The following is a 20,148-nucleotide window of genomic DNA, read 5'->3' as shown; positions in this document are numbered from 1 at the left end:
CGATTACCACGCCGTCCGATAGCCCCGGAACGGCGTCGCGATCCGCTTGATCTCCGCGATCACACCCGGCGGCACATCGCCCCCGGCAGCGGACGAATCCGCTCGCAAATTCAGCGCGTCGCTCAGGCCGCCAAACCGCTCATCGATCCGCGTCGCGATCTCCTTGTGAGTGCCGACGGCGGCAAACAGATGCACCAGATCGTCCGACACCCGACCGGCCATCTCGTCCCACTTCCCCGCTTTCGACATCGCATTCAGCTCGCGTCCCAGATCGCCGTATCCGTGCAGTTCCAGCACGCCCCAATAGCCCGGCGTCGACCCGTAGAACGCCACCCGCCCGCGCACGATCTCGAACGCCTTCGCCACCGCCTCGGCGTCCTTGCCGGTGGCAACGAAACCGCCGCCGGTGATCTCGAAATGCTCCCGCACCCGCCCGGTTCGCGCCATGCCCTCGCGCACCCTGGGGATGATCGCCTCCTCGATGTAGCGCCTGGTGCAGAACCCATGCAGGCGCACCCCGTCGGCCACTTCCCCGGCCAATCGCAACGAATGCTCGCCCACCGCCGCCAACGTGATCGGCACCATCCGCTGTCCGCTGGACGGCGGCACGAAATACGGCGGCATCAGCGTGAAGGTGTAATGCTTGCCGCGAAAATCCAGCTTCTCGCCCTGCTGCCACGAAGTCCAGATCGCCCGCAGCGCCTGCACGTATTCGCGCAGCCGCGGCGCCGGCGCGGTCCACCCCACGCTGAACCGCTTTTCGTTATGCGGACGTATCTGTGGCCCGATCCCCAGCACGAACCGCCCCAGCGATGCATTCTGCAAATCCCAGCACGCATTCGCCACGACCATCGGGCTACGCGGAAACGCGATTGCCACCGACGTCCCCAGCTCCACCCGTCTCGTGTTCACCGCGGCAATCGCGTGCGCCAGGAACGGATCGTGCTTGTTCTCCATCGTCAGCAGACCGTCATACCCGGCCGCCTCCGAACCGATCGCCGACGCCGCGGTCAACCGCAGATCGGCCTGCGGCAGCGTGTTCAGCACCCGCATCTCTCAGCGCCCGGTGAACACCGGACGGCGCTTCTCCTTGAACGCGGCCACCGCCTCGCGATGGTCCTCCAACTGTGAGCACCGCGCCTGATTGAACGCCTCGATGTCCATGCAGCCGACGAAATCGCCGGTCTCCGCCGCCGCCAGGTTCCGCTTGGTGTAACCCAGCGCGACATGCGGCATCGAGGCGATCCGCCGTGCCATCGCCATCGTCGTCGTCATCAGCTCGACGTCATCGACAATCTTGTTCACCAGCCCGATCCGCAACGCCTCCTCGGCGTCGATCATGTCGCCGGTGAAAAACAGTTCCCTGGCCTTGGCGGTGCCGACCAGCCGGGTCAGCGTCCAGGTGGCGCCCCAGTCGCCCGACAGACCGATCTTGATAAATCCGGTTCCAAAACGAGCCGACCGCCCCGCCACCCGCACATCGCACGCCATCGCCATGCCCAGTCCCGCACCGACCGCCACGCCGTTGATCATGCCGATGATCGGCTTCGCCGTATTATGCATCAGCATCGGCACCCGGCCCGATTGCAGGATCCCCCCCGCCCGCTCCTCGAACGGCCGAACCGAGCGGCTGCCCATCGTCTTGACGTCACCGCCGGCGCAGAACCCTCGCCCCGCCCCGGTCAGCACGATACAGCCGATCCCGGTGTCCGCCCCCAGCCGCGCGATCGACTCCAACAACCCAAGCCGGATCTCGTCCGACAGCGCGTTCAGGTTCTCAGGCCGGTTCAAGGTCAGCGTGGCGACGCCGTCTTCGACGGTCTCGATCAGATCGGGCATGGACGTTTCTCCGCGAGATGCGCGCAGGGTCGGCGCGCCGAAACAACAAGATCCCAGCTTGGCGTGGCAGGCCGTCGCCTGCAACACTCCGCCCGGCAACCCAACGGAGCGACCGCCGCATGACCCTGACCCTCGACAGCCGCCTGCGCGTCGGCATCCAGACCATCCATCGCCGCACCGAACCGGCCGACGCGCCGTGGCTGCCGCGGATCGACGAACTGGCCGACCTGGTCAAGCTGGTCGATGACTGCGGCTACGATTCGCTGTGGACCGGCGACCACATCTCCTTCCCGGTCGCGATCCTCGATCCGCTGCTGCAACTTGCCCAGGCCGCCGTCGTCAGCCGCCGCCTCACCTTGGGCACCTCGGTGCTGCTGCTGCCGTTGCGCCACCCCACGCCGGTCGCCAAGCAAATCACCACCCTGGATCACCTGACCGAGGGCCGCCTCATCCTCGGCGTCGGCGTCGGCGGCGAATTCCCCCGCGAATATGAAGCCTGCGACATCCCCCACAACGAACGCGGCGCCCGCCTGGCCGAGGGCGTAACGGTACTGCGCAAATTCTTCACCGGCACGCCGGTCACCCACCATGGCAAGTTCTACGGCCCGTTCCAGGACGTTCCGATGAACCCGCCGCCGCGCCAGCCGGGCGGCCCGCCGATCTGGTTCGGCGGCCGTCAGGACCCGGCCCTGCGCCGCACCGGCCGGCTCGGCGACGGCTATCTGGCCTACGTCGTCTCGCCGCAGATGTATCGCGCCGCTCTAGTAACGATCGACCAGGCCGCGACACAGGCCGGCCGCGGCCAGATCCCGTTCGGCACCGGCCACTTGCTGTTCACCCGCCTCGATCACACCTACGAGGCAGCATTGGATCGCGCCACCGAAACCCTCAGCGTCCGTTATGCCATGGACTTCCGCAAGGCCGCCCAGCGCTACTGCGCGCTCGGCACACCGGAAATGGTCGCCGAACGCATCCGCGAATTCCACGCCGCCGGAGTCCGCCACGTCATCCTCGACATGCTCGGCCCGTACGAACAAAAAACCGATCAGATCACCTGGTTCGCGCAACAGGCGCTGCCGCTGCTGGCCGACCTGACCGCCGGCTAAAGCAACTGCCCGCCATCGACCACGATGGTTTGCCCGGTCACCCACGACGCCAACGGCGATGCCAGAAACAGCACCACGTTCGCCACCTCGTCCGGCAACCCCATCCGCCCGAACGGGATCGAGCCCAGCGCCGCCGCGTAAAGCTTAGGGTTCTCCGTCTTGCGCCGGTCCCAAACCCCGCCGGGAAACTCGATCGACCCCGGCGCTACCCCGTTCACCCGGATCCCGCTCCGCGCATACATCGCCGCCTGTGTGTTGGTGTAATGCATCACCGCCGCCTTGATCGCCCCATACGGCGGCTGCCGCGCCGCCGCCCGCAACGCCGAGATTGACGACGTGTTCACCACGCTGCCCTTCGACTGTTTCAGCATCGGCAGCGCCGCCTGCGTGGCATGCACGATCGCCAGCATGTCGATCGCCAGGCTGGCCACCCATGCCGCCTCGTCATCCGCCGCACCAAACGCCGACGCGTTGTTCACCAGCAGGTCGATGCCATCCAGCGCGGCGCCCGCCTCGGCGATGTAGGACCTGACCGAACCCTCGTCGCCCAAATCGACCGAGGCGGCGTGCGCGGTGCGGCCATACGCGGCGATCTCCGCCCGCGTCTGTTCCAGCGTCTCCGCCCCACGCGCGCAGATCGACACGTCGGCGCCGCTGGCCGCCAGCCCCAGCGCGATGGCGCGCCCGATGCCGCGGCTACCACCACAAATGATGGCTTTGCGGCCGGTAAAGTCGATGTTCATTGCGATCCTCCGTGTGCGTCGGCCGAATCGAACACCGCTTTGGCGTCGCCGCGCAACGCGGCGCGGACATCACTGTGCAATGCGGCGCGCGAGGCGTCGTCGAAATAGAACATGTGACCACCCGGATAGACCCGCAATTCGATCGGCGCTGACCCCGGCATCCGACCCAGCAACCGCAGCGTCCGCACCGTGGTGAAATACGGCGTGATCAGGTCGAACATCCCGTGCGCGATCAGCACCCGCAGATGCGGATCCACGGAACGTGCCGCCTGCAGCGCACTCAACGACTCCGGCCGCCCCATGCCATGGCCCCAGTCCCATGCCGCAAACACCGCATCGTTCGACAGGTGATAGACGGTATCCGGATGCCAATTCAGCTTGCCCGAATAGATCGCCACCATCGCCGCGGTCACCGGGGCCTGAAGCCCGCTCAGCAGCGGATCGGGAAACTCGCTTTCCAGCGCCCGCCGCTCCGGGTCCGCGCGGGTGATCGACCCGTCATAGGCGCTGCTGACTCGCCCCGGCGTCAGTTTCCGCTGGAACACCGACCGGTCGATACGCCCGCCCATGCGCCTGACCAGCCCGGGATCCAGCCCGGTCAGCCCGCTGACCCGCTCAGTTAACCGATCCAGCGCAGCGGCATCGTCGCCACCGCGCAGCACGTCCCGCAGATAATCGCCGGCCGCGTAAGCCTCGACATCGGACAGATCGGCCCGCGTCACCGGTCCATGCCGAACCCGTGTCGCCGCCACCTCCGACGGCAGCAGATCCACCCAGGTCAGCGGGTCGGCATAGCCGCTCATCACGTGCGCATCGAGCAAGGGCGACAAAAGAATCAGCCCACTGACGCCCACGCCCTCATCCGATTCCAGCTTGCGCGCCAGCCGCGGTCCGCGAAAACCGCCATAGCTTTCGCCCAGGATATAGATTGGCGACAGTCCGCGGCCGCTCAGATCCAGCCACCGCCGGATCGCTTGGGCCAGCACATCGACATCGCCACCCACCGACAACAGCCGCCGCCGAGCCGCTCCGTCAGTCGTAACGATCCGAGAATATCCGGTCCCCGGTGGATCGATGAACACCAGGTCGGTGAAATCAAGCCAGGTGTCGGCGTTCGCAACCGGCACCGGCGATGCAGAAGGGCCATCTGTCGCCGGATCCACCCGCACGCGCCATGGTCCCACCGCCCCCATCTGCAGCCACGCCGACGCCATCCCCGGACCGCCATTGAAGACGAATGTCACCGGACGAGTTGCCACCGCGGCGCCCTCGACCTGGTAGGCGATGAAGGCGACGTCGGTCAGCACCGCGTTCCGGTCGTCACGCAGCCGGATACCGCCCGCCGTGGCGTCGAACCGCAGCGCACCTCCGGCCAGCCCAAGCACCTGATGCGTCGTCACCTGTTTCGGCAAACGTGTGCCGTCCGCCTCAGGCGCCCCGTCCGCCGGCTGCGCCCAAACCAAACCGGAAAAGCCGATCAAGCCGGTCAAAACCGCGATTACATATCTCGTTATCAAACCAAAACCCCTCGTAAATCACTACGGGTGCCGTTACAGTATACTACAAACTACAAATGCCCGCGTACCGGGACCCAACACGCGAATTTAACCCTTAAACCCTCAGCCCAACCCGCTAGTTAAGCCATATGGTCGAGGAAGTCCCCACTCGTCTCATTGGAGCATAGGCAAATCATGCCGGGCACTGTTTCCGCCGAAACAGATGAATTTACCTTAACAAGGGAGTATAATCTCCGTGATACACGGAGCGGTAGTGATCAATGGCTAGGTCTCGCCAAATCGGCTATAGTCGTTCTCGGAGCTGCCCGCTCCGGAACGTCCTGGTTGGCCAAAATATTCGATAGTCATCCCACCATCCTCTACCGACACGAACCCGATGAGGTGATGCCCTCAATTCCGGGGCTCGACCCGGCCGAACAAATCAGATTGTGGCTCCGCCAACGCGCACGCCGCGCTGCCGACAAACGTCCTGCGTTTAGGAAGGCCTGGCGTCCAACAGCCCTGGAGGCCACCCGGGAAACCATCTCCGCGGTCATAGCGGCATCGCAGCGGGTGCCCGGTCTGGCCCGCATCGCACAGCGAGCGGGAGTTCCCGATCTGGTCGCCCCGGCCCGCTGGGGAACGGTTCGCGCCGCCGTCAAAATCGTCAACTGGGACGCCAGCCACGTCGCCCGCGGCATGCCAGACACACGCTGTGTGTTCATCCTGCGCCATCCTTGTGGTCAGGTCGCCTCTCTGATGGCGGGCTTCGCCAAACGGCAGTTCGACGCCAAACCAAACCACCCCAGCGCCCCGCACGACCTGATGGCCGCCGCCTGGGCCGAACACCATGGCATCGATCGCGACAGCTTCCAGGCGTTGCCCGCACCAGCCAGGCACGCATGGGCTTGGCGCGCCTTCAACGATCCGGCGGTCGAGGCGCTGCGCGATCTGCCCAACGCACGAATCGTCATCTACGAGGACCTCTGCCGCCAGCCCGAACACACCGCGCGCGACCTGTTCGCCTTCGCCGGCCTCGACTGGCAATCGCAAACCAGCGACTTCCTTGGAATCAGCACCCATAATGACCGGTCGAACGGCTACTTCGACGTGTTCCGATCGACCAGCCTCGTTGCCGACCGCTGGCGCCAGACCATGACCCAGGCCGATCAGGACGCCGTGCGCGCCGTCATCGCCACGTCCTCGCTCGGTGAATTTTGGCCGGACCTGGCGTCCCCGGCAGCATAAAATTTAGGCCGCCGGCCCGGCCGTCGCGGCATCGTATCGGTCGCCTCCGCTGACGCATGCCCGAACCGCCAGGCAATGTCCTCCTGGAACCGGGTCAGAGTAGCCAGCCGTGCCCGGCGATCATTCTGCACCGCCTGGAGCAGACGGTTGGTAAGCGGCGCACTCGACAACCGAGGCAATCTTTCCGGCATCAGCATGTCCACCAATTCCCGCAACAGCATGCGCGCCCGGTTCGCCGTGGAAAAACCGCCATGCACCCGCACCCGGCCCTGACGATCGGCGCGCGTCTGATACAACAGCGCATCGTCGGCCAGCCAACTGACCACCCCGTTTGCTGCCGGCGCCAACCTCGACGTGGCCGCGCCGGTGAAACTGAACGGCCGACCCGCCTGGCCGAAAAACGCCTGGGTGCAAAAATCCGACACCACCACGCCATCGATGACATAGGCCGCCGACACGTCCGGACACGCCCCGCAGACGTCGATCAGATACTCCACCGTGCCCTGTCCCGGCAGGCAAGACGGCCCCGGCCGGCGCGCCGATCCGCTGGGATTGACCAGCAGGCGCAACAACTCGTGACTGGCCGCCAGCGACCAGTTCGGACCATACGGCACCAGCATGTATGGCGTGTCGTCGCCACGCGTGCGGTGGAAGCCGTTGGCGCCGTCCGCCTCCAATGTGTCATGCACGATCAGCGGGGTATAGCCAACCGGAATGGTTTCGAACCGAGCCGCTGCAACTAGCGCCGACACACCCCATTCGGGCGCGATGTCACGCAACACCTGACACTGCAACGCCGCCGCGACCGCGGCCAATTCCTCTGGAAAAATCCGATCGGTCAATGTAGTCAGCGCGACGTAATGCTGTATCATCGCTTCGCTCCCGCCGTATTCCGAGTCGCGCAAGCATCTCCCATCCAGCGTCATGGCAACGTGATTTGGACCCCCCCAGATCGATTCGTTATGATTGTAATCGTCATCCGAATCTGTCTCGTTCCGGCGATTTTTTGCATTGAACTTTCCGCCCTCGCGAGCGTAGTCACCGACGCGCCCAACCAATAGTAGTAACAGCGGCCGAAAAATGTCATCGGCCCGATCACCGTCGTTCGCGAGGCTGCCCAATCGTGTATCGCCAGATCATCGGCTATATCCCGTCAAACGTGATCCCGGCGCTTGTCTCGGTTGTGATGGTGTACGCCTATACTCGGTTACTCTCGCCGGCGGCCTTCGGCGGCTACAGCTACGTGTTCTCCGCCGTGCTCATCCTGCAGACCTCGATGTTCTACGCGCTGCCGATCGCGGTGATGCGGTTCTACCCCGCCGCCGCGATCGCCGACCGCCAGGACGGCCTGCTGAAAGAGGCCTATTCCGTCTTCTACCTGATGGGGCTCGCCGTCGCCGCGATCTGCGTCGCGGCAGGTCTGTTGATCGACTTGCCGGCGGACTATCGCATCGCCGCCTGGCTCGCCCTGCCCCTGCTGCTGTTCCGCTCGCTGGTGCAACTCAACCAGTCGGTCAACCGCTCTGCCAACCAGATGCGGCGCTTCAACACCATTGAGTGTATGCACGCCCTGCTCGGCCTCGGCCTGGGCCTTGCCGCGATGTCAGTGCTGGGCCGTGGCGCCGAGGCAATCATCGTCGGGCTGCTGATCGCCGCCGTGCTCTGCTCCTCGATCGATCTGCGCCTGCTTGCCTCACCGATCCGCCGCGCCGCCGGCACGCTGGACAAGACCGAACTGGTGCGGCTCGTCGCATATGCCTGGCCACTGGTCGCGGTCGCCGCTACCGCCGTCATCCTGCAAAGCAGCGACCGCTTCCTGATCGGATCGCTCGCCGGTACCAGCGCGCTGGGAATCTACGCCGTCGCCTATAACCTGGTGGAGCGGCCGACCACGCTGATCTGCTCCTCGATCTCCACCGCAACCTTCCCCCTGGTCGTCCAGGTGCTGGAAAACCAAGGCCTCGAGGCGGCCCGCTTGCAAAACGGCCGCAACGGCATCGCCCTTCTGGTGGTCACCCTGCCAGCCTGCGTCGGACTGGCGCTGACCGCCGACTATATTGCCGCCTCCCTGGTCGGGCCGGCATTCCGCACCGGCGTCGTCGCCCTGATGCCAATCATGAGCTTCACCGCGCTGGCCCGCGGACTGCGCTCCCACTTCATCGACCACGCCTTCCATCTCTCCGGCCGGCCACTGCAGATGCTGTGGACCTACCTACCCGCCACGGTGGTGAACATCGCGCTCAATCTCCTGATCGTGCCGCGCTACGGCATGTTCGGCGCGGCCTGGACCGCGCTGCTCTGCCAAGCCGGGACAGTTGTCGGCGGATGGTTCCTCGGCACCTCGCTGTTCCCGGTCTGGCTGCCCATCGGACAGGTGGTGCGCTGCCTGCTCGCGGTCGTGCCGATGGCCGCCGTGCTGACCTGGATGCGCTTCCCGCTGAACTGGTTCGGCCTGTTCGAGGCCATCCTGCTGGGCGGCGCGGTCTATCTCGTCACCGCCATCACCCTCGATGTCGGCGACGTCCGCTCGATCGGCCGCAAGGCCTTGCGCAAGCGCTTCGCCCCGAATGTCCCGGCACTGACCGACTAAAGCATGATCGCGCTGAGCGAAACGTTCAAACGGCGCGAATCATGCGACAAAACAAATAGCCGCCGTGGCAAGCGTCATGAAGCGCTGCCCTCATCGGCCTTTCGCTTGAGCACCGCGGGTTCGCGCAGAGCCGCTTCCATCCTGCGATCGGGGATCAACCAGACGACCGCCACGCCAACATAAACCGCATAGGAAGCCAGCGGCGTGACAAAGGCAAGGAGCATGCCCGCAAGGTAAAGCAACGGCGACATCTTGCCCTTCAGGTCGCGCCCCAAAGCCAGGCGAAGCGACGACTCCGATCCCTGCATCCCGACGATCGTGGCCTGCATCAGATACCAGCTCAACGCGGTGCACAGCAGCGATCCGCCATAGACCGCCACCGGCACCGGCGACAGGTTGTGCTCGTCCATCCATGCCGTCGTGAACGGAATCAGCGACAACCAAAATAGCAGATTGAGGTTGGCCCACATGACCGCACCGTTCACATGCGGCACCAGCTTGAAAAAATGGTGATGGTTGTTCCAGTAGATCGCCACATAAATGAAGCTCAGCGCGAAGCTCAGGAATGTCGGCCAAAGCTCGGCCAGACTCTCCAGGTCCGCCCCGTGCGGCGGCTTCAGTTCAAGAACCATGATGGTGATAACGACCGCAATCAACCCATCGGTCAGCGCGGTCAGGCGCTCCGAACCCATGCTCGTCTCCTTTCGGGCAAGGGATTGATCCGACCGCCGCAGTTGGATCGGCCCGCGCCGAGATCGCGTGGTTCCAAGGACACCATGCGATCGCCCCCGGTGTCCTGCCCCAGAAGTTCGCCGCACTCCGCGGCGGACGCATGGGATCGGCAGGCCACTGAAAACAAAAAGCGACTGTCGCGAGGCTGATGTTCGCCCGATATGGCGAACTTCGGACGCGGGACACTAGGCGGCGTCGACCAGGACGATTTCCGCGTCGTTGACCGCGGTGACCCGCAGCACGTCCTCCTCGGCGATGGCCGCCCCGTCCCGAGCATCGACGCGCACGTCGTTGACCGCGACGCAGCCCTTGGCCGGGACCAGGTAGGCATGCCGACCCTCGCCAAGCCGATACTCGGCGGTCTCGCCCGCCTTCAGCGTCGCGCCGAGCACCCGGGCGTCGGCGCGGATCGGCAGAGCGTCCCCGTCGTCGGCGAAGCCGCTGGCCAGCGTGACGAAGCGGCCCGACCTTTCGCCCCTCGGGAACGGCTTGGCGCCCCAGGCGGGAGCGGCTCCGTGCGTTGTCGGCTCGATCCAGATCTGGAAGATCGTGGTCGGCCCCGGCTCGCGGTTGTACTCAGAGTGGCGCACACCCGACCCCGCGCTCATCACCTGCACGTCACCCGCCTCGGTGCGCCCAAGATTGCCCAGGCTGTCCTGGTGGGTGATCGCTCCCTCCCGCACATAGGTGACGATCTCCATGTCGGCGTGCGGATGGGGCGGAAAGCCGGTGCCCGCGGCGATAGTGTCGTCGTTCCAGACCCGGATCGGGCCCCAGCCCATTCTGGCCGGGTCGTGGTAGCCGGCGAAAGAAAAGTGGTGCTTGGCGTCCAGCCAGCCGTGGTCGGCGCCACCGAGCTTCGAAAAAGGTCTGCGTTCGATCATCCGGGTTCTCCTAGGAGCGTGAGCCGCTCCGACCCACGAAATATGCAGACGGCGGACGGGCAGTGAAATAGAAACGTCCGCACCTCACCGATGCCGGAATTTATGCAACGCCTGCCCGACTTCGAGGCTTGGGCCATCTTCGCCAAGGTAGCCGAACTCGGCTCGTTCGCTCGGGCGGCCGACCAGCTCGGCCTTTCCAAGCCGACCGTCTCAAAGGCGATCACCCGCCTCGAGGCGCATCTCGGCGCCTCGCTCCTGAGCCGCACCTCCCGACGGCTCGCGCTGACCGAAAGTGGACGCGCCTCGCTCGAGCGTGCCACCCGCATCCTGACCGACGGGCGAGGCGGCAGAAGCAGAGGCCCTCGCCCAGTCCTCGACCCCTCGCGGGCGCATACGCATAAGCGCGCCGCTCTCGTTCGGTATCGCCTATCTCGGCGCCACGCTTCCCGATTTCCTGCAAGCCTACCCCGAGGTGGTGCTCGATCTGGCGCTGAGCGACCGTCATGTCGACGTGGTCGCCGACGGATTTGACCTGGCGATTAGGATCGCCAACCTGGAGGCTTCGACCCTGCTCGTTCGCCGGCTCTGCACCGTGCGCATCCTGCTCGTCGGGGCGCCGTCCTATTTTGATCGGCACGGCCGGCCCACCCACCCCGGTCAGCTCGCCCAGCACAGGTGCCTGGTCTATTCGGGCGACTCGACGCGCGGGGTCTGGCGCTTCAGTCATCCCGCCTTCGGCGACGTGATGGTCGAGCCGCCTGCGCAATTATGGGCGGATAACGCCGATCTGCTGACGCCGTCTCTTGTCGCCGGACAAGCACTCGCGCTTCAACCCGAGTTCCTGGTCTGGCGGGAACTGCGCCAAGGCCTGCTCGAGGTTGCACTGCCGGACTGGTCGACTCCGGCGCTCGGGCTGCACCTGCTCATGCCGCCCAGTCCGTTACGCCCGCTGCGCGTGCAGATGCTGGTCGAACACTTGGCGCGATCACTCGCCCGGCCCCCCTGGGCCGCCGCCCAAGGGTGATTGGCAACGACTATGCTGATGATCGACGGCATCCCAGGCGCCACTGCCACCCGCCAACCCGCGCTTCGCGTCATCACCTGACCCGGCCGCCACCCGCGATTTTGACGGAATGACCGGGAACGGTCCAGATGATACGCACACCGCGCCCAGCGCCGCCGTCCCGCTCGCCCATCCGCCCAGCACGGGAGAAACCGCACCATGCCCACCGACCTCTCCGTCAACGAACGTCTCGTGTCCGTTGACGCCGACCCCACCACCCCGCTGCTCGACGTGCTGCGCAATCATCTCGATCTGAAAGGCACCCGCTACGGCTGCGGACTGGAACAGTGCGGCACCTGCATGGTGCTGATCGACGGCGAAGCAGCGCCGTCCTGCGCCCGCGAGCTCGGTTCGGTCGCCCACCGCCACGTCACCACCATCGAGGGTCTCGGCACCCCGCAGGCCCCGCACCCCCTGCAGCGCGCCTTCCTGCAGCATCAGGCCGGCCAGTGCGGCTACTGCCTGTCCGGTATCATCGTCAGCGCCAAGGCCCTGCTCGACCGCAACCCCCACCCCAGCCGCGCCGACATTACCGCCGCGCTGGACCAAAACCTGTGCCGCTGCGGCACCCATACCCGCATCATCTCCGCCATCCAGCAAGCCGCCGAAATGACCGCGCCATGAACGAAACCCTGCCGCTCAGCATCCTCAACAACCGCCGCATCGACAAATGGCTGCGGTTCGCGCCCGATCGCACCGTCAAGCTCGCCGTCGGCAAGGTCGAAATCGGCCAGGGCGTGCTCACCGCGCTGTCCCAGATCGCCGCCGAGGAACTCGACGTCGCCATCGACCGCATCGACATCCTGTCCGGCGACACCGAACACGCCCCCGACGAAGGCTCCACCAGCTCCAGCCAGTCGATCGAGGTGTCCGGCCGCTCCGTCCGCCTGGTAAGCGCCGAACTGCGCACCCGCGTGCTCTCGCGCCTGGCGCAGCGGCTGAACTGCTCGCCCGACCAGTTGTCGGTCGACGACGGCACGTTCTACCAGGACGGCAACCCCACCGGACAAGACTACTGGAGCTTCGCCGCCGCCGAGGACTTCGCCGCCGACATCGCCGGCACCGCGACACCCAAGCCGCCAGCCGCCTACAAGGTCGTCGGCCAGCCGGTTCCGAGACGCGACCTGATCGCCAAGCTGACCGGTGCCGCGTTCATCCACGATATCGTCCGCCCCGACATGCTGCACGCACGAACCCTGCGCCAGCCGTCTCGCGACGCCAGGCTGCGCTCGTTGAACCAGGCGGCGATCCTCAAGGCGGCGGCCCGCGACATCCGCGTCGTCCGCGTCGGTGACTTCGTCGCCTTCGTCAGCACCGATGAAACCGCCGTTCAGCGCGCCGCCAGCGTCGCCCCGGCGCACGCCGAATGGACCGGGGTGCGCGTGCTGACCCCGGCACAGCAGGAGGCCGCCTGGTTTCGCGACCAACCCGCCGACGACCGCCACCTCGGCGACCCCCTGCCGCAGTCCCCGACCGGCACGATCGTCAGCGAGACCTATTCGCGTCCCTTCGTCGCCCACGCCGCACTGGCGCCATCCTGCGCGCTGGCCGAGTATCGCGCTGGCCATCTATCGATCTGGTCGCACACCCAGGGCGTCTACCCGCTGCGCAACGCCGTGGCCGACATAATCGGCTTGCCGCGCCAGCAAGTCAGCGTCCGCCATGCCCACGGCGCCGGCTGCTACGGCCACAACGGCGCCGACGACGCAGCCCTCGATGCCGCCGTCATCGCCCTGCAAATCCCCGATCACTGCATCCGCGTGCAATGGCGCCGCGAAGAGGAATTCGGCTTCGAACCGGTCAGCACCGCCCACATGACTCGCCTGTCCGCCGCGCTGGACGACGCCGGCCGCCCGATCGACTGGACCGCAGAAGTTTGGGCCGGCTCCCACGTGCAGCGCCCGGTGTTCGGCGGCACCATGCTGGCGCACGAGGCGATGCCCAATCCGCCGCCCCCGGCCAAGGCTAACGACCCCACCGAGGCCAACGGCGGCGGCGGCACCCGCAACGCCTTCCCGCTATACGATTTTCCTGCCAAGCGGGTGATCCACCACCTGGCGCTGACCACCCCGGTGCGCACCTCCTCGCTGCGCGGCCTCGGCGCTCTGCCCAACGTCTTCGCGCTGGAATGCTTCATCGACGAGCTGGCCGAACGCGCCGGCATCGACCCCGTCGTCTACCGCCTGTCGCTGCTGTCCGACCCCAGGGCCCGACGCTTGATCGAGAACGTCGCCGACCGCTGCAACTGGACTGGCCGCGGCACCGCCGGCACCGGCCGCGGGCTGGGCCTGGCCTGGAGCCGCTACAAGAACAAGGCGGCCTACGCCTGCGTCGCGGTCGAGCTGGATGTCGACCAGGACATCACCCTGCGCCGCGTCTGGTGCGCCGCCGACGCCGGCCTGGTGATCAACCCCGACGGCGCCCGCAACCAACTGGAGGGCGGCATCGTCCAAGCCGCCAGCATGACCCTCAAGGAACAGGTGACCTTGGACGGCGACGGCATCACCTCATTGGATTGGGACCGTTACCCGATCCTGAAATTCTCCGAGGTGCCGGAAATCGACGTCACCATCCTGCCCAACCCCGACCAGCCGACGCTGGGCATGGGCGAATGCACCTTCGGCCCCACCGCCGCCGCCATCGGCAACGCCGTCGCCCACGCCCTGGGCGCGCGCATCCGCGACATGCCGCTGACCCGCGAACGGATCGCCGCCGCACTGGTGCGCTGATCCCACGATCAGGTCGCCGCCAAAAGCGCTCCCGGCGGTCTATCGGTTTCCTGCGCGCCGCCGGCAAGCAAGCCACAGCGCCAGGGGTCCGTCCTGGACCCGCCAAGAGCGAGCCCTTGGAACCGCTCAAACAATCTACCACTCGAACACCTCGGCGGCGGCTGCGGGCGACCGCGACGCACCTACATTTTCAGCCACGGCGATGCCGCCCTGCCGCCGGATACCTCCGTGGCCTTCGTGACGCTCCGCCTGCTCCGTGCTAAACCTTAACAAAAGCCGAAGCGGCAACGCCAACCTGCCTCGGATCAAGCCACCATTTCGTCGACCAGCGCCGACCAATGCCGTCGAACCTTCTAGCCGCCGCCGACACCCCACACCGTTGCACGCGCAGTTGACGAGCCTCACCATGCCAGTGTTGCGTGCATCAAAACCGGAGCACCATCAATGTCGAGCGATCTGATCACCCTGTCGGCGGTCGCCGCCGTACGCATGATCCGGGATGGGCGGCTGACCGCGTCGGACTTGTTGCAAGCCTATCTCGACCGCATCGCCAGTCGCGATCCGACCGTGCGCGCCTTCGCCCACTTCGATCCCACCCAGGCCCGAGCCGCCGCGGCCGCGACCAAACCCGGCCCCCTCCAAGGCCTCCCGGTCGGCGTCAAGGATGTGCTCGACACCGCCGACATGCCCAGCCAGTACGGCTCCCCGATCTGGGCCAACCACCGCCCGAAGGCCGACTCCGCCCCGGTCGCCTGGGCCGGCGCCGCCGGCGCCATCGTCATCGGCAAAACCGTCACCACCGAGTTCGCCACGCGCAAACCCGGGCCCACCACCAACCCGGTCAATCCTGCCCATACCCCGGGCGGCTCCTCCTCAGGCTCCGCCGCCGGCGTCGCCGCGGGGATGTTTCCGCTGGCCTACGGCACCCAGACCGCCGGCAGTGTGATCCGCCCCGCCGCCTATTGCGGTGTAGTCGGCTATAAACCGAGCTACGGCCTGATCAACCGCAACGGCATGAAAATCATGTCCGACAGCCTGGACACGGTCGGCGTCATCGCTCGCGGCGCCGCCGACTGCGCGCTGTTCGCCGCCGCCGTGTCCGGCCGCGACCTCGGCGATCCCGAAACCAAGCCTGCCACGCCGCCGCGTATCGGTATCTGCCAATCCCCCGCCTGGGACCTCGCCGCGCCGGAAACCCAGGCGCTGCTGGCCCGCGTCACCCAGGCCCTCGGCCGCGCCGGCGGCCAGGTCAGCCAACGCGAACTGCCCGCCCACTTCAACCAACTGGTCGATGCCCACCCCATCATCATGAACAACGAAAGCGCCCGTGCCCTGGGCTGGGAACTGGCGCGCCACCCCGACCAGATCAGCGAAGGCCTGCGCGAACGGCTTGCCTTCGGCCTCGATCAGCCGCCATCGGCACTACAGCACGCCTATCAGGTGTTCGAGACCACCCAGCGCGGCTTCCCCGACGCGATCGAAGGGCTGGACGTGCTGGTCACGCCGTCCGCACCCGGTGAGGCTCCAAAAGGCCTGGAATGGACCGGCGACCCGGCGTTCAACCTGATCTGGACCTCGCTGCACGTCCCCTGCGTCACCGTCCCCGCCGGCAGCGGCCCGAACGGTCTGCCGCTCGGCATCCAGATCGTCGGTCGCCAAGGCGACGACCGGGCCGTGCTGGCCTGGGCGCGCTGGGTGGAGGCGGCGATTGCATGACCCGGCGCCGATCCTGTTCGCCGGCGACCCGCACCGCAATTTCAACCCGATCCTGCGCGCCTGCCTGGCGCTTCCCCCCGGCACCCTGATCCTGGTCGGCGATTGCGATTGTTCGGCGCCGCTGGCACAGCTGCTGGAGCCGGCGGTCGAACGCGGCTGGGACCTGCGCTGGATCCTCGGCAATCATGATACCGAGACCGAGGCCGCCTACGACAACCTGACCACCCACCCCGGCGACCTGGGCCTGCGCGTGACCGACATCGACGGTCTGCGGGTCGGCGGCCTGCCCGGAGTGTTCAAGCCCAGGGTCTGGCAACCCGACGCGCCGCCAGGCTATCCCACCCGCGCCACCTTCCAGGCGGCATTGCGGCCTGACGAAGCCTGGCGCGGCGGACTGCCTCTGTTCCACCGCGATACGATATTTCCCGAGGACTTCGAACGTCTCGCCGCACTCGGCTGCGACATCCTGGTGTCACACGAAGCGCCCTCCAGCCATCCCAACGGCTTCGCCGCCATCGATGCGCTGGCCGAGGCCTGCGGCGCCACACTGATCGTGCACGGCCACCACCACCAGTCCTACCAGGCGGTGCTGCCCAACGCGATCCGCGTCCGCGGCCTGGGTCTGGCGGAGCCGTGGCTATTGGACCGCCAGACCCGATAGGCCAGACCGGATCGCCAGACCGGATCGCCGGACCAGGCCATCGCGAGGCGTCGGGCTCACAACCCGCGTTCTACCACCAAACCCAACGGCTCAACGTCCGGGAACACCGCCCCGCATGGCGGCCGATCAAACCAGGCATTGGTTTTCACCGTCATGATATCGTAGTGTTCGACCGCTCGATCCGCCCCCCGCATCCACGAGACAGACGTGAACCAGATCGCAATAACCCGAACCGCCACCCCCCAGAAGACCCCGGCCGACGAAACGCTGGCGTTCGGCAAGGTGTTCTCCGACCACATGTTCCTGATGAACTACGAAACCGGCAAGGGCTGGCACAACCCCCGCATCGAGCCGTATCACCCGTTCACCCTGGACCCCGCGACCTGCGTGCTGCACTACGGCCAGGCCATCTTCGACGGGCTGAAGGCGTTCCGCGGCACAGACGGCCGCGTCCGCCTGTTCCGCCTGCCCGATCACGCCCGCCGTCTCAACACCTCGGCGCGCTACCTCTGCATCCCCGAACTCGACCCGACGATGGTCGAGCAATCGATCCGCGCCCTGGTCGAGGTCGACCAGCGCTGGGTGCCGTCGCTGCCCGGCACCTCGCTCTATATCCGCCCCACGGTGATCGCCACCGAAACCTTCCTCGGCGTGCATCCCTCGGACAGCTACCTGTACTACGTGATCGTCGGCCCGGTCGGGGCTTACTACAAAGAGGGCATGAACCCGGTCCGCATCCTGGCCTCCGACACCCATGTCCGAGCCGTGCAGGGCGGCCTGGGCGCGGCCAAGACGATGGCCAACTACGCGGCCTCGCTGTACGGCGCCGAACAAGCCGACAAGGCCGGCTACACCCAGGTGCTGTGGCTCGACGGAGCCGAACACAAATACCTCGACGAGGTCGGCACCATGAACATCATGCTGAAGATCGGCGACGAGGTGATCACCCCGGCGCTCAACGGCGCCATCCTGGCCGGAATCACCCGCGATTCGGCACTCAGGCTGATGCGCGACTGGGGCCTGCGCGTGTCGGAACGCCCGATCGCGATCGACGAGGTGCTGGCCGCCGCCCGCGCCGGCACACTGGAGATGTGGGGCACCGGCACCGCCGCCGTGATCTCCCCGGTCGGCGAGCTGGGTTACAAAGGCGAGCGCTACATCATCAACGGCGGCCGCACCGGCGCGCTAACGCAAAAACTCTACGACACCATCGTCGGCATCCAGTATGGAACCGCCCCCGACCCGCACGGCTGGGCCCGCCCGCTGGGCAACCGGTTGGGCGGATAAGCGGACAGTCCCAGATCTATCGCCTCGACCGCCGGCCGCCCTGCTTCGCCGCCGGTGTGGCCGACCCGACCCCTGGCCCCCGGACCGGCGCCCCGGTCCGGCTTCCGCACCGCGACCCCGCATGCGGCCCGAGCAGTTGGTGCCAGACCGCTCCAAGGCTTCGTAACCACGCGCCATGCTCCGCCTGACCGAAGTCAAGCTGCCGCTGGACCACGCACCTGACGCCTTGCGCCAGGCCGTGCTGTCCCGCCTCGACATCCCGCCCGACGACCTGCTCAGCCTCGCCATCGCCCGCCGCGGCTACGATGCTCGCCGCCGCTCCGCCATCATCCTGGTCTACGCGGTCGATGTCCGCCTTCGCGACGAGGCAGCCTGTATGGCCCGCCACGCAATCGACCCGCGGCTTCGCCCCACCCCGGATACGAGCTACCGCCCCCCGATCGAACTCGGCGCCCCACCCGAACGCGCCCCACCCAGACACGTCCCAGCCGGAAACCTCCCAACCGGAAACGTCCCAGCCGGAAATGTCCCAGCCAAACGCCCGCCGACCAGACGCCCGGTCGTCATCGGCACCGGCCCGTGCGGCCTGCTTGCAGCGCTTACGCTGGCAGAAATGGGCTGCTGCCCGCTTATCCTCGAACGCGGCAAGCCGGTCCGGGACCGCACCCGCGATACCTGGGGCCTGTGGCGTCGCGGCAGCCTCGACGCCGAATCCAACGTGCAGTTCGGCGAGGGCGGCGCCGGCACCTTCTCGGACGGCAAGCTCTATTCCGGCATCAAGGACCCCCGCCACCTTGGGCGTCGCCTGCTCCAGGCGTTCGTCGAGGCAGGCGCGCCGGAAGACATCCTCACCGCCAGCAAACCCCATATCGGCACCTTCCGCCTGGTCAGCGTGGTGGAAGGGTTGCGCGCCAAGATCCGCTCGCTTGGCGGCGAGTACCGCTTCTCGGCCCGCGTCCAGGACATCCTGCTCGACCGGGACCGCCACGTCCGCGGCCTAACCCTGGCGGGCGGCGAGCAGATCGAGGCCGACGCCGTCATCCTGGCGATCGGCCACAGCGCCCGCGACACTTTCGCCATGTTGTACCGCCGCGGCGTCCGCATCGAGGCCAAGCCGTTCTCCATCGGCGCCCGCATCGAGCACCCGCAGTCGCTCATCGACCGCGCCCGGTTCGGCGCCTTCGCCGGCCACCCACAACTCGGTCCCGCCGACTACAAGCTGGTGCATCACGCCACCAACGCCCGCTCGGTTTACAGCTTCTGCATGTGCCCAGGCGGGCGGGTGGTCGCGGCGACCTCCGAACCCGGCTGCGTCGCAACCAACGGCATGAGCCAGTATTCGCGCGCCGAATTCAACGCCAATGCCGGCATCGTGGTCGGCCTCACCCCAACCGACTACACAGCGGACCGCGCGGCCGACGACACCGCGCAGAGCCAACCGCTGGCTGGCATCGGCTTTCAGCGCCACTGGGAACGCCGGGCGTTCGACGCCGGCGGTGCGACCTATGCCGCGCCGGCCCAACTTGTCGGCGACCTGCTTGCCGGCCGAGCCTCGGTGGCGTTGGGCGAGGTGGTGCCGTCCTACCAACCCGGGGTCCAGCCGGCCGACCTTGCCGCCTGCCTGCCCGGCTTCGCGATCGAGGCGATCCGCCAGGCGCTGGGTCGGTTCGCCCGCGACATCCCCGGCTTCGCCATGCATGACGCAGTGCTGACCGGGGTGGAAACGCGAACCTCCTCCCCAATCCGCATCCTCCGCGGCAGCGACGGCCAAAGCCTGAACACCCAAGGTCTGTTCCCGGCCGGCGAGGGCGCGGGCTACGCCGGCGGCATCCTCTCCGCCGGGGTAGATGGAATCAGGGTGGCCGAGGCGGTCGCCTGCTGGTTGCTCGGCGTGCCGCTGGCTGAGCGGATGACCCGGGAACAGGGTGCGGTCGCCTACGGATAGCCGCGTATCTCCGCATCTCGAACCGCCGGTGACCGCCGTCCGGGTCGTGCTCGAGGCAGTCGACGGGTCCGGCCGTTGCGGCAATCGATGGCGTACCATATAATGCGAT

At 67.0% G+C, this 20,148-nt stretch carries 18 protein-coding genes; 11 read left to right on the top strand and 7 right to left on the bottom strand.

Features of this window, described 5'->3' with window-relative positions; genetic code table 11:
* Nucleotides 1–3 precede the first annotated feature (3 nt).
* Nucleotides 4–1,053 carry a TIGR03617 family F420-dependent LLM class oxidoreductase gene (locus ACQY4Y_RS10340; protein WP_428490461.1) on the bottom strand — a complete coding sequence of 350 codons (1,050 nt, stop codon included), beginning with the start codon at nucleotides 1,051–1,053 and terminating at the stop codon, nucleotides 4–6.
* Nucleotides 1,054–1,056: 3 nt separating this feature from the next.
* On the bottom strand, nucleotides 1,057–1,839 hold the full coding sequence (locus ACQY4Y_RS10335) for an enoyl-CoA hydratase (RefSeq protein WP_428490460.1): 783 nt from the start codon (nucleotides 1,837–1,839) through the stop codon (nucleotides 1,057–1,059).
* Between the two features lie 119 nt (nucleotides 1,840–1,958).
* Between ACQY4Y_RS10335 and ACQY4Y_RS10330 the strand changes: the two genes are divergently transcribed.
* Nucleotides 1,959–2,945, top strand: a complete 987-nt coding sequence (locus tag ACQY4Y_RS10330; protein ID WP_428490459.1) for an LLM class flavin-dependent oxidoreductase — start codon at nucleotides 1,959–1,961, stop codon at nucleotides 2,943–2,945.
* Here ACQY4Y_RS10330 and ACQY4Y_RS10325 read toward each other — a convergent pair.
* Together ACQY4Y_RS10325 and ACQY4Y_RS10320 are read right to left on the bottom strand one after the other, a co-directional pair.
* Nucleotides 2,942–3,688, bottom strand: a complete 747-nt coding sequence (locus tag ACQY4Y_RS10325) for an SDR family NAD(P)-dependent oxidoreductase (RefSeq protein WP_428490458.1) — start codon at nucleotides 3,686–3,688, stop codon at nucleotides 2,942–2,944. The two genes, ACQY4Y_RS10330 and ACQY4Y_RS10325, sit on opposite strands and share 4 nt — an antisense overlap.
* Complete coding sequence (locus ACQY4Y_RS10320) at nucleotides 3,685–5,178, bottom strand: S10 family peptidase (RefSeq protein ID WP_428490457.1); 1,494 nt, start codon at nucleotides 5,176–5,178, stop codon at nucleotides 3,685–3,687. The genes ACQY4Y_RS10325 and ACQY4Y_RS10320 overlap by 4 nt, the downstream gene beginning before the upstream one ends.
* Before the next feature lie 201 nt (nucleotides 5,179–5,379).
* Between ACQY4Y_RS10320 and ACQY4Y_RS10315 the strand changes: the two genes are divergently transcribed.
* Complete coding sequence (locus ACQY4Y_RS10315) at nucleotides 5,380–6,432, top strand: sulfotransferase (protein ID WP_428490456.1); 1,053 nt, start codon at nucleotides 5,380–5,382, stop codon at nucleotides 6,430–6,432.
* Here ACQY4Y_RS10315 and ACQY4Y_RS10310 read toward each other — a convergent pair.
* Nucleotides 6,354–7,304, bottom strand: a complete 951-nt coding sequence (locus ACQY4Y_RS10310) for a hypothetical protein (protein WP_428490455.1) — start codon at nucleotides 7,302–7,304, stop codon at nucleotides 6,354–6,356. The two genes, ACQY4Y_RS10315 and ACQY4Y_RS10310, sit on opposite strands and share 79 nt — an antisense overlap.
* Nucleotides 7,305–7,555: 251 nt before the next feature.
* Between ACQY4Y_RS10310 and ACQY4Y_RS10305 the strand changes: the two genes are divergently transcribed.
* Nucleotides 7,556–9,022 (top strand): oligosaccharide flippase family protein, encoded by a 1,467-nt coding sequence (locus ACQY4Y_RS10305; RefSeq protein ID WP_428490454.1) that lies wholly within the window; start codon nucleotides 7,556–7,558, stop codon nucleotides 9,020–9,022.
* Nucleotides 9,023–9,096: 74 nt separating this feature from the next.
* On the opposite strand, the gene ACQY4Y_RS10300 is transcribed toward ACQY4Y_RS10305, so the two are convergent.
* Nucleotides 9,097–9,714, bottom strand: coding sequence for a TMEM175 family protein (locus tag ACQY4Y_RS10300; RefSeq protein WP_428490453.1), 618 nt, complete (start codon nucleotides 9,712–9,714; stop codon nucleotides 9,097–9,099).
* 225 nt (nucleotides 9,715–9,939) lie between these two features.
* Nucleotides 9,940–10,638, bottom strand: coding sequence for a pirin family protein (locus ACQY4Y_RS10295; RefSeq protein ID WP_428490452.1), 699 nt, complete (start codon nucleotides 10,636–10,638; stop codon nucleotides 9,940–9,942).
* Nucleotides 10,639–10,728: 90 nt separating this feature from the next.
* On the opposite strand from ACQY4Y_RS10295, the gene ACQY4Y_RS10290 reads away from it, so the two are divergent.
* The 8 genes from ACQY4Y_RS10290 (at nucleotide 10,729) to ACQY4Y_RS10255 (ending at nucleotide 20,039) form a co-directional block, all read left to right on the top strand.
* Entirely contained in the window at nucleotides 10,729–11,169 is a 441-nt protein-coding gene (locus ACQY4Y_RS10290) for a LysR family transcriptional regulator (RefSeq protein WP_428490451.1), read from the top strand.
* On the top strand, nucleotides 11,060–11,662 hold the full coding sequence (locus ACQY4Y_RS10285) for a substrate binding domain-containing protein (RefSeq protein ID WP_428490772.1): 603 nt from the start codon (nucleotides 11,060–11,062) through the stop codon (nucleotides 11,660–11,662). The genes ACQY4Y_RS10290 and ACQY4Y_RS10285 overlap by 110 nt, the downstream gene beginning before the upstream one ends.
* A gap of 198 nt (nucleotides 11,663–11,860) precedes the next feature.
* On the top strand, nucleotides 11,861–12,325 hold the full coding sequence (locus tag ACQY4Y_RS10280; RefSeq protein WP_428490450.1) for a (2Fe-2S)-binding protein: 465 nt from the start codon (nucleotides 11,861–11,863) through the stop codon (nucleotides 12,323–12,325).
* Nucleotides 12,322–14,430, top strand: a complete 2,109-nt coding sequence (locus tag ACQY4Y_RS10275; RefSeq protein WP_428490449.1) for a molybdopterin cofactor-binding domain-containing protein — start codon at nucleotides 12,322–12,324, stop codon at nucleotides 14,428–14,430. The genes ACQY4Y_RS10280 and ACQY4Y_RS10275 overlap by 4 nt, the downstream gene beginning before the upstream one ends.
* A gap of 444 nt (nucleotides 14,431–14,874) precedes the next feature.
* Nucleotides 14,875–16,146, top strand: coding sequence for an amidase (locus ACQY4Y_RS10270; RefSeq protein ID WP_428490448.1), 1,272 nt, complete (start codon nucleotides 14,875–14,877; stop codon nucleotides 16,144–16,146).
* Nucleotides 16,139–16,807 carry a metallophosphoesterase family protein gene (locus ACQY4Y_RS10265; protein ID WP_428490447.1) on the top strand — a complete coding sequence of 223 codons (669 nt, stop codon included), beginning with the start codon at nucleotides 16,139–16,141 and terminating at the stop codon, nucleotides 16,805–16,807. The genes ACQY4Y_RS10270 and ACQY4Y_RS10265 overlap by 8 nt, the downstream gene beginning before the upstream one ends.
* Before the next feature lie 207 nt (nucleotides 16,808–17,014).
* Nucleotides 17,015–18,094, top strand: coding sequence for a branched-chain amino acid aminotransferase (locus tag ACQY4Y_RS10260; protein ID WP_428490446.1), 1,080 nt, complete (start codon nucleotides 17,015–17,017; stop codon nucleotides 18,092–18,094).
* Nucleotides 18,095–18,269: 175 nt separating this feature from the next.
* A complete protein-coding gene (locus ACQY4Y_RS10255; protein ID WP_428490445.1) occupies nucleotides 18,270–20,039 on the top strand; it encodes an NAD(P)/FAD-dependent oxidoreductase in 1,770 nt (589 codons plus the stop codon).
* Nucleotides 20,040–20,148 lie beyond the last annotated feature (109 nt).

Source organism: Rhodopila sp., assembly GCF_965277165.1.
GTDB lineage: Bacteria > Pseudomonadota > Alphaproteobacteria > Acetobacterales > Acetobacteraceae > Rhodopila.
Note: the sequence above shows the minus strand (reverse complement) of the source record. Positions and strands in the feature narration are given on the sequence as shown.

What these genes read in the sequence shown, in the direction of transcription:
- ACQY4Y_RS10275 (WP_428490449.1), top strand. Translation starts at nt 12,322, where the DNA reads ATGAACGAAACCCTGCCGCTCAGCATCCTCAACAACCGCCGCATCGAC.
- ACQY4Y_RS10255 (WP_428490445.1), top strand. Translation starts at nt 18,270, where the DNA reads ATGCTCCGCCTGACCGAAGTCAAGCTGCCGCTGGACCACGCACCTGAC.
- ACQY4Y_RS10315 (WP_428490456.1), top strand. Translation starts at nt 5,380, where the DNA reads ATGCCGGGCACTGTTTCCGCCGAAACAGATGAATTTACCTTAACAAGG.
- ACQY4Y_RS10325 (WP_428490458.1), bottom strand. Translation starts at nt 3,688, where the DNA reads ATGAACATCGACTTTACCGGCCGCAAAGCCATCATTTGTGGTGGTAGC.
- ACQY4Y_RS10300 (WP_428490453.1), bottom strand. Translation starts at nt 9,714, where the DNA reads ATGGGTTCGGAGCGCCTGACCGCGCTGACCGATGGGTTGATTGCGGTC.
- ACQY4Y_RS10330 (WP_428490459.1), top strand. Translation starts at nt 1,959, where the DNA reads ATGACCCTGACCCTCGACAGCCGCCTGCGCGTCGGCATCCAGACCATC.
- ACQY4Y_RS10270 (WP_428490448.1), top strand. Translation starts at nt 14,875, where the DNA reads ATGTCGAGCGATCTGATCACCCTGTCGGCGGTCGCCGCCGTACGCATG.
- ACQY4Y_RS10310 (WP_428490455.1), bottom strand. Translation starts at nt 7,304, where the DNA reads ATGATACAGCATTACGTCGCGCTGACTACATTGACCGATCGGATTTTT.
- ACQY4Y_RS10295 (WP_428490452.1), bottom strand. Translation starts at nt 10,638, where the DNA reads ATGATCGAACGCAGACCTTTTTCGAAGCTCGGTGGCGCCGACCACGGC.
- ACQY4Y_RS10280 (WP_428490450.1), top strand. Translation starts at nt 11,861, where the DNA reads ATGCCCACCGACCTCTCCGTCAACGAACGTCTCGTGTCCGTTGACGCC.
- ACQY4Y_RS10340 (WP_428490461.1), bottom strand. Translation starts at nt 1,053, where the DNA reads ATGCGGGTGCTGAACACGCTGCCGCAGGCCGATCTGCGGTTGACCGCG.
- ACQY4Y_RS10335 (WP_428490460.1), bottom strand. Translation starts at nt 1,839, where the DNA reads ATGCCCGATCTGATCGAGACCGTCGAAGACGGCGTCGCCACGCTGACC.
- ACQY4Y_RS10290 (WP_428490451.1), top strand. Translation starts at nt 10,729, where the DNA reads ATGCCGGAATTTATGCAACGCCTGCCCGACTTCGAGGCTTGGGCCATC.